Annotated in this window: 12 protein-coding genes; 9 read left to right on the forward strand and 3 right to left on the reverse strand. The window is 64.5% G+C overall.

What is annotated here, in order from left to right:
* Positions 1 to 164: 164 nt before the first annotated feature.
* Positions 165 to 1100, forward strand: a complete 936-nt coding sequence (gene lpxC, locus QWL29_RS08000; protein WP_305822359.1) for a UDP-3-O-acyl-N-acetylglucosamine deacetylase — start codon at positions 165 to 167, stop codon at positions 1098 to 1100.
* 249 nt (positions 1101 to 1349) lie between these two features.
* Here lpxC and QWL29_RS08005 read toward each other — a convergent pair whose 3' ends face one another.
* Complete coding sequence (locus tag QWL29_RS08005; RefSeq protein ID WP_305822360.1) at positions 1350 to 1820, reverse strand: DciA family protein; 471 nt, start codon at positions 1818 to 1820, stop codon at positions 1350 to 1352.
* Between the two features lie 314 nt (positions 1821 to 2134).
* Between QWL29_RS08005 and secA the strand changes: the two genes are divergently transcribed.
* From secA to QWL29_RS08045, 8 genes are all read left to right on the forward strand, one after another.
* Positions 2135 to 4918, forward strand: a complete 2784-nt coding sequence (gene secA / locus QWL29_RS08010; protein WP_305822361.1) for a preprotein translocase subunit SecA — start codon at positions 2135 to 2137, stop codon at positions 4916 to 4918.
* A gap of 203 nt (positions 4919 to 5121) precedes the next feature.
* Positions 5122 to 6075, forward strand: a complete 954-nt coding sequence (locus tag QWL29_RS08015) for an OmpA family protein (RefSeq protein WP_305822362.1) — start codon at positions 5122 to 5124, stop codon at positions 6073 to 6075.
* A gap of 23 nt (positions 6076 to 6098) precedes the next feature.
* Positions 6099 to 6791 carry a hypothetical protein gene (locus QWL29_RS08020; RefSeq protein ID WP_305822363.1) on the forward strand — a complete coding sequence of 231 codons (693 nt, stop codon included), beginning with the start codon at positions 6099 to 6101 and terminating at the stop codon, positions 6789 to 6791.
* Positions 6792 to 6836: 45 nt separating this feature from the next.
* A complete protein-coding gene (locus QWL29_RS08025) occupies positions 6837 to 7808 on the forward strand; it encodes an OmpA family protein (RefSeq protein ID WP_305822364.1) in 972 nt (323 codons plus the stop codon).
* 100 nt (positions 7809 to 7908) lie between these two features.
* Entirely contained in the window at positions 7909 to 9147 is a 1239-nt protein-coding gene (gene argJ / locus QWL29_RS08030) for a bifunctional glutamate N-acetyltransferase/amino-acid acetyltransferase ArgJ (protein ID WP_305822365.1), read from the forward strand.
* A gap of 7 nt (positions 9148 to 9154) precedes the next feature.
* On the forward strand, positions 9155 to 10054 hold the full coding sequence (locus QWL29_RS08035; RefSeq protein ID WP_305822366.1) for an ATP-binding protein: 900 nt from the start codon (positions 9155 to 9157) through the stop codon (positions 10052 to 10054).
* Positions 10055 to 10252: 198 nt separating this feature from the next.
* Positions 10253 to 10666, forward strand: coding sequence for an NUDIX domain-containing protein (locus tag QWL29_RS08040; protein ID WP_305822367.1), 414 nt, complete (start codon positions 10253 to 10255; stop codon positions 10664 to 10666).
* A gap of 30 nt (positions 10667 to 10696) precedes the next feature.
* Positions 10697 to 11998 (forward strand): D-amino acid dehydrogenase, encoded by a 1302-nt coding sequence (locus QWL29_RS08045; protein WP_305822368.1) that lies wholly within the window; start codon positions 10697 to 10699, stop codon positions 11996 to 11998.
* Between the two features lie 248 nt (positions 11999 to 12246).
* Here QWL29_RS08045 and yidD read toward each other — a convergent pair whose 3' ends face one another.
* Both yidD and yacG read right to left on the reverse strand, forming a co-directional pair.
* Positions 12247 to 12708, reverse strand: coding sequence for a membrane protein insertion efficiency factor YidD (gene yidD, locus QWL29_RS08050; protein WP_305822369.1), 462 nt, complete (start codon positions 12706 to 12708; stop codon positions 12247 to 12249).
* 2 nt (positions 12709 to 12710) lie between these two features.
* Positions 12711 to 12899, reverse strand: coding sequence for a DNA gyrase inhibitor YacG (gene yacG / locus QWL29_RS08055; protein ID WP_305822370.1), 189 nt, complete (start codon positions 12897 to 12899; stop codon positions 12711 to 12713).
* Between the last annotated feature and the right edge of the window lie 13 nt (positions 12900 to 12912).

Genomic DNA, 12912 nt, shown 5'->3' on the forward strand with positions numbered 1-12912 from the left:
GTTATCAGGAGGGTGGAGTCCATCACATTAGGGTGGGCACTTGTGTCCACGCGGTCGTCCCCGCGCCTACCCCTGTCGCGTGAGCGCATCAGTCTGTTAACAACGTTTCTATGTTGCAATAGCCGGCTCCGGCAGGGTTTGAAAAGCGCAGATATAATCGACCCATGCTCAAACAACGAACCATCAAACAACTGGTGCGCACGACTGGCGTCGGGCTGCATTCCGGCCGCAAGGTCGAGTTGACGCTGCGTCCGGCCGCGCCCGATACCGGCATCGTGTTCCGCCGCGTCGACCTCGACCCGGTGGTCGAATTTCCGTCCAGCGCGGACGTGGTTGGCGACACGCGCATGGCCTCGGTGCTGGTCAAGGATGCAGCGCGCGTCTCGACGGTCGAACATTTGATGTCGGCCTGCGCCGGCCTGGGTATCGACAACCTCTACATCGAGGTCACGGCCGAAGAGATTCCGATCATGGACGGTTCGGCGTCGTCGTTCGTGTTCCTGCTGCAGCAGGCCGGCGTGGAAGACCAGCCGGCGGCCAAGAAATTCATCCGCGTGCTGAAGGAAGTCGAAGTGCGCCACGGCACCGGCAACAACGAGAAGTGGGCGCGCCTGAAGCCGCACGACGGCTACAAGCTCGACTTCTTCATCGAGTTCAACCACCCGGCGGTGGACGGCACCATGCAGAACGCCTCGGTCGACTTCGCCCAGGTGTCCTACGTGCACGACGTGGCGCGGGCGCGCACCTTCGGCTTCATGCAGGACGTGGAAAGCCTGCGCGGCATGGGCCTGGCGCGCGGCGGCTCGCTGGAAAACGCGATCGTGATGGACGAGTACCGCATCCTGAACGCCGACGGCCTGCGCTACGACGACGAATTCGTGCGCCACAAGATCCTGGATGCGATCGGCGACTTGTACCTGGTCGGGCACCCGCTGCTGGCCGCGTACGAAGCGCACAAGTCGGGCCACGCGCTGAACAACGAGCTGCTGCGCGCACTGCTGGCGCGGCCGGATGCGTATGAGATCGTGAGTTTCGATGCCGTCGACAGCGCGCCGCCGTCGTATGTGCGCCAGATGCGCGAGGAGTGGGCGCTGACCTGATCGGTCGCGCCGGCGTCGATGTGCGCATGACGGCGGCCGCATGGGTTTCGTAGGGTGGGCACTTGTGCCCACGCGGTCGTGCCCGTGCAGACCGCAACGCCAATTTAATATCGTAATGCCGGCGTAGGGTTGTCTTCAAACGCCGCATCAACGCGAACGGTGAAACCGCGTGGGCACAAGTGCCCACCCTACGCCCTCCGGCACACGTGACGGCCATTCACCGTTCGGCAATCCAGCCGGCGCGCCTCGTCAGCCCTTGCGACGCCTTTCCGCCAGCCGCTTCACCGCCGCCACCAGCGCCGCGTTCTGCGGCGTATCCGGCAGCGCATCCCCCAGTTCCTCGAAGGCGGCAACCGCCATCTCCGGCAAGGCCAGCGTGCGCATCTGCACCTGTTCCGGCATGGCGCGCATTACCTGCACTTTCAGGCGCAGCGAATTGACCTGCCAGCCGCGCGCCAGCAAGGTCGACTGCAGCTTCGGCAGGCCCTGCTTCAGCCTTGCCGCCACCGCCGAACTCGGCACGGCCAGCACCAATACCCCTTCCTGGAACGACAGCACGTCGCAATTGCCGGCCATCGCGGGCAGGGCCGTGCCGACGTCGCGCTGCAAATCGGCCATGCGCATGGCGGCCGGCAGCAGCCGCGCCATGCGGTCGTTGGAACGCAGGAAGTCGGTGGCGTCGAAGGAAGTCGGTTTGTTGCGGGTGCCGTAGATATGCATCAGGCTGGTGGAGCTCAGGGAGGTCGATAAGGCCACAACATACCACAGCGCATGGCCCAGCGCACGCCGGCCGTACGACCGGGCACACTACGTGGCGCACTATGTGACGCACTGCACGGCACAAGGACAGGTGCGCAGCGATGCAATTTGATAACATTCTTTCTGGAACCACACTTGTTATCTGGCCGATAAGCCCCAAGTGTGGCCGCATCGCATGATAAAATCAGTCGCTTTTTGCCTTGGGCGGTCTTCGATGGGTATCTTCTTGATATCATCCCTGGCTCTTTTCGCGGCGTCTTTATAAGAAACTTAGCATGTCATTCCTGACCCAGATTTTCGGCAGCCGCAACCAGCGGCTGATCAAGCAGTATCAAAAAACCGTGCGTCAGATCAACGCGCTCGAGCCGCAGATGGAAAAGCTGTCGGACACCGAGCTTCAGGCAAAGACCCCGGAATTCAAGTCCCGCATCGCCGGCGGCGCCTCGCTCGACGACATCCTTCCCGAAGCATTTGCCGTCTGCCGCGAAGCCGCGAAGCGCGTGCTGAAGATGCGTCACTTCGACGTGCAGCTGATCGGCGGCATGGTCATCCACGAAGGCAAGATCGCCGAAATGGGCACCGGTGAAGGCAAGACCCTGATGGCAACCCTGCCGGTCTACCTGAACGGCCTGTCGGGCAAGGGCGTGCACGTCATTACCGTCAACGATTACCTGGCGCAGCGCGACGCCGAGTCGATGGGCCGCCTGTACAGCTGGCTCGGCCTGACCACCGGCGTGAATCTGTCGCAGATGCCGCACGACGCCAAGCAGGAAGCCTACGGCTCGGACATCACCTACGGCACGAACAACGAATTCGGTTTCGACTACCTGCGCGACAACATGGTCTACGATGCGCGCGAACGCGTGCAGCGCAGCCTGAACTTCGCCGTGGTCGACGAGGTCGACTCGATCCTGATCGACGAAGCCCGTACCCCGCTGATCATTTCGGGCCAGGCCGAGAACCATACCGACCTGTACCACCGCATCAACGAAGTGCCGCCGCAACTGACCCTGCAGATTGGCGAAGAAACGCCGGACGGCAAGGGCAAGATCGAAGTCCCGGGCGACTACACCAAGGACGAAAAAGCGCACACCGTGCTGCTGACCGAAGCCGGCCACGAAAAGGCCGAGTCCATCCTCACCCAGATGGGCCTGCTGCCGGAAGGCGCCTCGCTGTACGACGCTGCCAACATCACCCTGATTCACCACCTGTATGCGGCGCTGCGCGCCCACGTCCTGTACCACAAGGACCAGCACTACGTGGTGCAGAACGGCGAAGTTACCATCGTCGACGAATTCACCGGCCGCCTGATGACGGGCCGCCGCTGGTCCGACGGCCTGCACCAGGCCGTGGAAGCCAAGGAAGGCGTGCGCATCCAGAACGAGAACCAGACCCTGGCCTCGATCACCTTCCAGAACTACTTCCGCATGTACACCAAGCTGTCCGGCATGACCGGTACCGCCGACACGGAAGCCTACGAATTCCAGGAAATCTACGGCCTCGAGACCGTCGTCATTCCGCCGAACCGTCCGTCGGCGCGCAAGGACCGCCAGGACCAGGTCTACAAATCGGCCCAGGAAAAGTACAACGCGATGCTGGTCGACATCCAGGACTGCTACGAGCGCGGCCAGCCGGTCCTCGTCGGCACCACCTCGATCGAGAACTCGGAACTGCTGTCGGGGATCCTGAACGGCGCCAAGCTGCCGCACAACGTCCTGAACGCCAAGCAGCACGCCCGTGAAGCGGAAATCATCGCCCAGGCCGGCCGTCCGAAGATGATCACCATCGCCACCAACATGGCCGGCCGCGGTACCGACATCGTCCTCGGCGGCAACGTCGAGAAGCAGATCCAGCTCATCGAGGCCAACGACGCCCTGGGCGAGGCCGACAAGGCCGCCCAGGCGCAAACCCTGCGCGACGAATGGCAGTCGCTGCACGACCACGTGGTGAACGCCGGCGGCCTGCACATCATCGGCACCGAGCGCCACGAATCGCGCCGCGTCGACAACCAGCTGCGTGGCCGTTCGGGCCGCCAGGGCGATCCGGGCTCCTCGCGCTTCTACCTGTGCCTGGACGACACGCTGCTGCGCATCTTCGCCGGCGACCGCGTGCGCGCCATCATGGAACGCCTGAAAATGCCGGAAGGCGAGCCGATCGAAGCGGGCATCGTGACCCGTTCCATCGAGACCGCCCAGCGCAAGGTCGAGGCCCGCAACTTCGACATCCGCAAGCAGCTGCTGGAGTACGACGACGTCGCCAACGACCAGCGCAAGGTGATCTACACCCAGCGTAACGAACTGCTGGAAGCAGCCGACATCTCGGAACTCATCGCCTCGCTGCGCACCGGCACCTTCACCGACGTCGTGCGCGCCCACGTGCCGGCCGAATCGGTCGAAGAGCAATGGGACATCAAGTCGCTGGAAACCGTGCTGGCGGCCGAGTGGAGCCTGAACGTGCCGCTGCAGCAGATGCTGGCGAACGAACCGAACCTGAACGACGACGACATCCTGGAAAAGGTGCTGGCGGCGGCAGACGAGTCGTACAACGGCAAGGTCGGCATCGTCGGCAAGGAATCCTTCGGCGGCTTCGAGCGCAACGTCATGCTGCAAAGCGTCGACACCCACTGGCGCGAGCACCTGGCCGCGCTGGACCACCTGCGCCAGGGCATCCACCTGCGCGGCTATGCGCAGAAGAACCCGAAGCAGGAATACAAGCGCGAAGCCTTCGAGCTGTTCGGCGGCATGCTGGACCAGATCAAGAACGAAGTCATCCGCACCGTGATGACCGTACGCATCCAGAGCCGCGAGGAAGTCGAGGCGGCGGAAGCGGCCATGGCGGCCCAGCAGGCGCACCTGGAAAACATCAACTACCAGCACGCCGACTTCAACCCGTCGGCCGCGCCGGAAGAACTGCTGGCGCCGAACCCGGTGTCGGCCTCGGAAGCGCCGGTGTCCGCCGAAGACCACAGCACCTACATGGGCGTGAAGGTCGGCCGCAACGACCCTTGCCCTTGCGGCAGCGGCAAGAAGTTCAAGCAGTGCCACGGCAAGCTGGCGTAAGCAGTCTGCTGCAATCGCCATAAAACGGCCGGAGCGATCCGGCCGTTTTTTTCGTCTGTCCGGCGCTTATGCGCTTCGGGTTTTTTTCACGCCGCTAAAGTGTGCGCCGGAAACGTCCTTACAATGCTCAGCATTATTCACTCGCTGATCCTATTGTGATGCATGCTGATTTCACGACCTGCGCCCGATTCCTCGCTGCGATCATGCTGTCCCTGTCCGCCGCCGGCGCATCGGCCTCATCCCTGCTGACCGAGCGCCCGGGAGGCAAGGACCACCCCCTGATTTCCCGCTACGAAGGCGGCATCCTGTACGACTACGGCAGCAATACGCTGGGAACGGCGCGCCTGGTCGAGCGCGCCAGGAGCGGCCCGGTACTGCGCCCGGTCGAAGGCCGGCTCAGCAATCGCCTGTACTGGGGGCCGAAGGAGGTCAGTGCACTGGCGGTCTTCCGCAATTACCAGCAGGCCTTGCGCACGGCGGGATTCGAAACGCTGTTCAGCTGCGAGACGGCCGAATGCGAAAACCTGCGCATCCAGAAAATGATCGAGGACCTCCCGCGCGAAGCGAAATGGGTAGGAAACGATGCGATGGTAAATATCTTTAATAGCGGCAACCAGCGCGATTTCCATTACATCAGCGCGCGCAGGCAGACCGGTTCCGGCTTCACCTATGTCCAGGTGGCGCTGGCCGGACCCAGGAGCGACGGCGAAACCGCGGGCCGGACGCGCCAGTTCATCCAGATCGTCGAACCGGCCCAGGCGGAAATGGGCAAGGTCACGATCGATGCGAAAGCCATCGGCGCCGGCCTCCAGCGCGACGGCAAGATCGCGCTGTACGGCGTGAACTTCGACACCAACAAGGCGGTCTTGCGCGCCGATTCGGCCGCGCAGCTGCAAAGCATGGCCGATGCCTTGAAAGCCCAGCCGGCGATGAAGGTGCTGATCGTCGGCCACACCGATAATCAGGGCGACATCGAGGCCAACCTGGCGCTGTCGCAGAAGCGCGCCCAGGCGGTGGTGGAAGCGCTGGCCGGCAAGTACGGCATTCCTGCCGCCCGTCTGAGCGCGCGCGGCGTGTCCAGCTTTGCGCCGGTATCGAGCAATGCCAGCGAAGAAGGGCGCGCCAGGAACCGGCGCGTCGAGATGGTCGTGCGCTGACCTGCCTGCATCGAGGAGAGAGCATGCAACGCATCCTGAGCGCTATCGCCATTGGCCTTGGCTTCGCCGGCGCCGCCCTGGCTGCCGATACCTGCTACCTGCCGCCGCCGGGCCTGTACCAGGTCGACATCGTCAGCAACCACGCCACCCAGGGCGCCGGCGGCACGTCGAAGCGCCGTCGCACCTACGACGGACCGAGCGGGGCGGTGCACATGGAGTTCGAGCATGCCAACGGCACGCGCAGCAATCACACCGTGGCCGGTACCGGCCCGAACCAGACCTGCATCGAGCCGGTCAAGCCGGGCGGCTTGCCGAAAAGGCTGATGATCGACGGCTGCACGGCCACCAGGGGTGTCGTGACGAACGGCGAAATGAATGCGGTTCACACCTGCCCGTGGGGCAGCATGAAGATCAACCTGCGCCAGGTCGACGCCAAAACCTGGCAAACCACCGTCCAGCAGGTCAAGACCGGCAACGGCGACGCGGGGAACGGTGCATTCGTCGATCCCTTGCAGATGCCGATGGAACACATGCTCAAGCATGGCAATGCCGAGGAAAAGGCCGAGGCCAGGCGCCACTTCGCCGAGATGAAGGAATTTAAGGAACAGATGAAGAATGCGCCGCAGCCGGAGCCGCTGCCCGCGGGCGCGGCGGGTAGCGTCAGGGAGCAGCAATCGGTCATGCGCCTGACCCGCATCGGCGACTGCAAAGGCTGAGCGCCAGGCCGCCCGGCGCCTTCCTCGCGTACCGGCAGGGCGCTGATGCTGCTGGCCGCCGCGCTGCCGCTGGCGCTGCCCGTAGGCGCCGCCGACAAGACGCTGCGCGACATACCCGGCGCGAAAGACAGTCCGCTGCTGTCGCGCTACGAAGGCTCGGTGCTGAGCGCGGCCGGCGACGATCCGCTCGGCTTCACCCGCCTGGTGGACGTGGAGGCGGGAAAACCCGTGCTGCGCCAGGTGGAAGGCCGCATCACCAACCGCTTTTATTTCGGCCCGAAAGGCACCGGCGCGCTCGAGGTGTTCCGCGATTACCGGCAGGCGCTGGAGGCGGCCGGTTTCCAGGTGATCTATGCCTGCGAGGAGCCGCAATGCAAGAAGGACAGGACCCAGCCACTGGTGGGGAACCTGCCCCGGGAAGCGCGCGGGGTCGGCGAGAACGCCCTGGCCCGCAGCATGTTCAACAACGGTTACCAGCCCGGCTTCAACCTGATCAGCGCGCGCAAGGCCGGCGCCAATGGCGACATCCGGGTGCAGGTGGCAATGTCGGTCGATTCCGGCTCGGGCGCCACGGCCGGCCGCGTGCAGCAGCTGCTGCAGGTCGTCGAACCCGCGACTGCCCGCACCGGCAAGGTCACGGTGGACGCCAAGGCCATCGGCGACACCCTCAAGCGCGACGGCAGGATCGCCCTGTACGGCGTGCACTTCGACACCAACAAGGCAGTGCTCAAGCCAGAGTCGGACGAGCAGCTGAAGCAGATGGCCCAGGCCCTGGGCACGGCGCGCGACGCCAGGGTCTTCATCGTCGGCCACACCGACAACCAGGGCGACTTCGAGAACAACCTGGGCCTGTCGCAGCGGCGCGCCCAGGCGGTCGCGGATGCCTTGAGCACCCGCTTCGGCATCGCCGCCAGCCGCATGACGGCGCGCGGCGTCGCCAACCTGGCGCCGGTGGCGCCGAACGACGAGGAGGCCGGCCGCGCGCGCAACCGCCGCGTCGAGCTGGTATTACGCTGAGCAGCAGGGCGGTGCCTGGCCGGGGCGGCGCGCATGCTGCGCCGGCATACCCGCGTGCGCAGTACAATATTGGATTCGTAATCTTTCAATAGAGACCACCATGGCCGTGAATTCCCCCCTGCCCGTTGCCGCCGACCTGAAGCCGGTTGCCGGTATCGAGATCGGTTTTGCCGAAGCCGGCATCAAGAAGCCCAACCGCAAGGACCTGCTGGTCATGCGCCTGGCCGATGGCGCCACCGTCGCCGGCGTGTTCACCAAGAACCGCTTCTGCGCCGCGCCGGTCCAGGTGAGCAAGGCCAACCTGGCCGCCGTGACGGATGGCGGCGCACCGATCCGCGCGCTGGTGGTCAACACCGGCAACGCGAATGCCGGCACCGGCGAGACCGGCCTGGCGAATGCCCAGGCCACCTGCGCCGAAGTGGCGAAGCTGCTCGGCTGCGAAGCGGGCCAGGTGCTGCCGTTCTCGACCGGCGTGATCCTGGAGCAGCTGCCGATTGCGAAGATCGTCGCCGGCCTGCCAGCCGCAGTCAGCAACCTGACCGCGGACAACTGGTTTAACGCCGCCGAAGCGATCATGACCACCGATACCCAGCCAAAGGCGGCCTCGCGTACCGTCACCATCGGCGGCCATGCAGTCACCATGACCGGCATCAGCAAGGGCGCCGGCATGATCAAGCCGAACATGGCCACCATGCTTGGCTACCTGGCCTTCGACGCGAAGGTGGCGCAGCCGGTGCTCGACGAACTGGTGAAGTACGCGGCCGACCGCTCGTTCAATTCGATCACCATCGACGGCGATACCTCGACCAACGATTCCTTCATGCTGGTGGCCACCGGCGCCGGCAGCCTGGTCGTGAACGAAGCGAGCGGCGCGGATTACGAAGCCCTGCGCGATGCAGTGACGGACATTTCGCGCAACCTGGCCCAGCAGATCATCCGCGACGGTGAAGGCGCAACCAAATTCATTACCATCACCGTGGAAGAGGGACGCGACCTGGAAGAGTGCCGCAAGATCGCCTACGCGATCGCCCACTCGCCGCTGGTGAAAACCGCCTTCTTTGCTTCGGACCCGAACCTGGGCCGCATCCTGGCCGCGGTTGGTTACGCCGGCGTGGACGACCTCGACGTCACCAAGCTCGATCTGTACCTGGACGATGTCTGGGTGGCCAAGGCCGGCGGGCGCAACCCGGATTACCAGGAAGCCGATGGCCAGCGCGTGATGAAACAGGCCGAAATCCTGGTCCGCGTAAAGATCGCGCGCGGCGATGCCACGGCCACGGTCTGGACCTGCGATTTGTCGCACGACTACGTCAGCATCAACGCCGACTACCGTTCGTAAAGCGGTCATGACGCCGCTCGAACAGTTCCTGCACCGCGCCGAGGGCTTGATGACGCGGCTGGAGGCGGTGCTGCCGCCGGCGGTGCCGCGCGAGCCGGACTGGAAGCGCAGCTTCGCCTTCCGCTGGCGCCGCCGTGCGGGGAATGGAGGGGGCTGGTTGCAGCCGGTGGCGCATGTATCGACCATCCGCTTCGCCGATCTGCAGCACGTGGACGCGCAAAAGCGCCAGCTGGAGCAGAACACGCGTCAGTTCGTCGCGCGTCGTCCCGCCAACAACGTGCTGCTGACGGGGGCGCGCGGGACCGGCAAGTCTTCCCTCATCAAGGCTTGCCTGAACGATTTCGCCGGCCAGGGCCTGCGCCTGATCGAGGTCGACAAGGCCGATTTGGCCGACTTGCCCGACATCGTCGATTTGGTGGCGGCGCGGCCGGAACGCTTCGTCATCTTCTGCGACGATCTGTCGTTCGAGGAAGGCGAGGCCGGCTACAAGGCGCTGAAGGTGGCGCTGGACGGCAGCATTTCGGCGCAGTCGGACAATGTGCTGATCTATGCAACCTCGAACCGGCGCCACCTGATGCCGGAAAAGATGTCCGATAACGCCGGTTACAAGCACGGCGAGGATGGCGATTTGCATCCGGGCGAGACGGTGGAAGAGAAGATTTCGCTGTCCGAGCGGTTTGGCTTGTGGCTGTCGTTCTATCCCTTCCGCCAGGACGATTACCTGGGCATCGTCGCGCACTGGCTGGCCAGCTTCGGCTGCACGCCGGAGCAGATCGAGGCCGCGCGGCCGCAGGCGCTGCAATGGGCGCTGGGGCGCGGCTCGCGCTCCGGGCGCGTGGCGTGGCAGTTTGCGAAAGATTACGCCGGCAAATTGCCCAGCGATGCCGGATCGGATACGGAACGCTGACCCGCTTTTGTAGGGTGGGCTCAAGAGCCCACCCTACCACCCCAAACCCATCACCATTCCGCCCGCGCCGCCATAACAATCCATCCCATTCGTCCAGGTTATCCCATCACGCAATTTTCTATCGGCCGGAACGCAACACCCATGATTTTCTACGCCCGCGCCTGGCGTACAATACCGGGTTTTCCAACGGACTCTCTCATGCAGCAAGCCGCCAGCAGGCCTATCGACGTAGCAGTCGGGATCGTGATGCGCCCGAACGGCGACGTGCTGCTCGGCCAGCGCCCGGCGGGCAAGCCCTACGCCGGCTACTGGGAATTCCCGGGCGGTAAAGTCGAAGCGGGCGAGAGCATCTTCGCCGCCCTGCAGCGCGAATTCGTCGAAGAGCTGGGTTTGACCATCGTCGGCGCGCAAGAGTGGTGCTGCGTCGAACACGTCTACGAGCACGCCCATGTGCGGCTCCATTTTTATATCAGCCGCGACTGGCGCGGCGAACCGCAGAGCCTGGAAGGCCAGGCCTTTGCGTGGCAAGGGGCAGCAGTCGGCCTTACCCCGCTGCTGCCCGCAACCATCCCCTTGCTCGAGTGGCTCGATCAGCTGCGCTACGCAAGGTAAAAAGCAGTCAATCTCTGTTCAAGGACTCCTGTGAAAATCATCGTCTTGGGTAGTGGTGTCATCGGCACCACCACGGCATATTACCTGGCCCAGGCAGGGCACGAGGTCACCGTCATCGACCGCCAGCCGGGCGCCGGCATGGAAACGAGCTATGGCAACGCCGGCGAAATCTCGCCCGGCTACGCGTCCCCGTGGGCTGGCCCCGGCGTGCCCGCGAAAGCCGTGAAATGGCTGACGATGCAGCACAGCCCACTGGTCATCCGCCCGAAGATGGACCCGAACCAGTGGCGCTGGATCCTGTCCATGCTGGCCAACTGCAATACCAGGAGCTACCAGATCAACAAGGGCCGCATGGTGCGCCTGGCCGAGTACAGCCGCGACGTGCTGGTGCAACTGCGCAAGGACACCGGCATCGCCTACGACGAGCGCAGCCAGGGCACCCTGCAGCTGTTCCGCACCCAGAAGCAGCTCGACGGCGCCGCCACCGACATCGCCGTGCTGAAGGAATACGGCGTCCCGTATAAAGTGCTGGACCCGGCCGGTTGCGAGATCTACGAACCGGCGTTGGCCAAGGTGCGCGGCAAGTTCGTCGGCGGCCTGCTGCTGCCGAACGACGAAACCGGCGACTGCTTCAAGTTCACCCAGAAGCTGGCCGAGATGGCCAAGGCCCTCGGCGTGAAGTTCCGCCAGGGCGTCGAGATCAAGCGCCTGTCCGTGGAAGGCGACAAGGTCACCGGCGTGGTCACCTCGCAGGGCGAACTGAAGGCCGATTCCTTCGTGCTGGCGCTGGGCAGCTACTCGCCGTTCGTGCTGAAGCAGATCGGCATCAAGATTCCGGTGTATCCGGTGAAGGGCTACTCGATTACCGTGCCGATCACCGATGCCTCTGGCGCACCGGAATCGACGGTGATGGACGAGACCTTCAAGGTGGCGATCACGCGCCTGGGCGACCGCATCCGTGTGGGCGGCACGGCCGAACTGGCCGGCTTCGACCTGACCCTGCACCAGGCCCGCCGCGACACGCTGGAACACTCGGTGACCGACCTGTTCCCGCAAGGCGGAGATGTGAGCAAGGCCGAGTTCTGGTGTGGGCTGCGTCCGATGACGCCGGACGGCACGCCGGTGGTGGGGCCGACGCCGTACCGCAACCTGTTCCTGAACACCGGCCACGGGACGCTGGGCTGGACCATGGCCTGCGGTTCCGGCCGCGTGCTGGCCGATATGGTCTCGGGCCGCCAGCCGGAGATCGGCCTGGAAGGCTTGTTCATGGACCGTTACGGCAGTGGGAACAAGCCGGTGCAGATGCCGGGTGGGATCGTCGTCACGGCCTGATTTACCCGGGGCGGCGACCCGTACGGTGGGCACTCCGTGCCCACGCGGTTACGTGCATTGCCTTGCACCTGCTGCGGTAACACATCGCCCGCGAACGTCAAAAACGGACACGCACCTGTCGTGTCCGTTTTTCATTTTGGGGGCGACACATCACGGCAGCAGGTGCAAGGATGCGCACGTAACCGCGTGGGCACGGAGTGCCCACCCTACGGTTGAGACCGATAACTGTCGGATACGGACGTACCGTTTTAAGAGAACAAACGCCTCATCCTGCGCTGGCGGCGCCGTTCCTTCCAATCGCGCCACGCCTGCTTCGGATTACTGCAATCGACGCACTGGCAGGCATCGCACACGCAGTCGGCATCGCGCCATGACAGATTGGGCATATCGCAGTGCAAATCCGGCAGGCAGCTCGCGTTGCAATCGCACGGCACGCAATCGCCGCGCTGGTGCTGCAGGAGCGGATGGGGAACCTGGACACGCCGGCGCCGATATGCCTCGCCGCACAGCCGCAGCCGGCGCCGCAACAGCGCCAGCCCGTCCCATAGCCCGAACCGTTCGATCACCCGGTAACCATGGCGCGAACAACTATCGCGCCCGGTCGCACAGCGATAGGCGCAGGAAAAGCCTTTATGCGGGGAGAGGTAACGCTGGTAGCCGCGAATCGCGGCCAGGGCCAAACGGACGAGGAATCCGGATGGCCGCTTCAAGATCAGTGTTTGTCTTCTGCCAGCGGGTCGTCCAGCGACTCGTTAGGCGCGGCGGCGGGAATGGTGTACTTCTCTTCGGCCCAGGCGCCCAGGTCGATTTGTTTGCAGCGCTCCGAGCAGAACGGGCGGAACTTGTTTGCTTCCGTCCATTCGACTTTCTTGGCGCAGGTAGGGCAGGCTACAACGGTCATGGCAATTTAACAA

The sequence above is a fragment of the Massilia brevitalea genome, assembly GCF_030711405.1.
Lineage (GTDB): Bacteria > Pseudomonadota > Gammaproteobacteria > Burkholderiales > Burkholderiaceae_D > Telluria > Telluria brevitalea.

What these genes read in the sequence shown, in the direction of transcription:
- yacG (WP_305822370.1), bottom strand. Translation starts at nt 12,899, where the DNA reads ATGACCGTTGTAGCCTGCCCTACCTGCGCCAAGAAAGTCGAATGGACG.
- QWL29_RS08015 (WP_305822362.1), top strand. Translation starts at nt 5,122, where the DNA reads ATGCTGTCCCTGTCCGCCGCCGGCGCATCGGCCTCATCCCTGCTGACC.
- QWL29_RS08020 (WP_305822363.1), top strand. Translation starts at nt 6,099, where the DNA reads ATGCAACGCATCCTGAGCGCTATCGCCATTGGCCTTGGCTTCGCCGGC.
- QWL29_RS08040 (WP_305822367.1), top strand. Translation starts at nt 10,253, where the DNA reads ATGCAGCAAGCCGCCAGCAGGCCTATCGACGTAGCAGTCGGGATCGTG.
- QWL29_RS08005 (WP_305822360.1), bottom strand. Translation starts at nt 1,820, where the DNA reads ATGCATATCTACGGCACCCGCAACAAACCGACTTCCTTCGACGCCACC.
- lpxC (WP_305822359.1), top strand. Translation starts at nt 165, where the DNA reads ATGCTCAAACAACGAACCATCAAACAACTGGTGCGCACGACTGGCGTC.
- secA (WP_305822361.1), top strand. Translation starts at nt 2,135, where the DNA reads ATGTCATTCCTGACCCAGATTTTCGGCAGCCGCAACCAGCGGCTGATC.
- QWL29_RS08035 (WP_305822366.1), top strand. Translation starts at nt 9,155, where the DNA reads ATGACGCCGCTCGAACAGTTCCTGCACCGCGCCGAGGGCTTGATGACG.
- argJ (WP_305822365.1), top strand. Translation starts at nt 7,909, where the DNA reads ATGGCCGTGAATTCCCCCCTGCCCGTTGCCGCCGACCTGAAGCCGGTT.
- QWL29_RS08025 (WP_305822364.1), top strand. Translation starts at nt 6,837, where the DNA reads ATGCTGCTGGCCGCCGCGCTGCCGCTGGCGCTGCCCGTAGGCGCCGCC.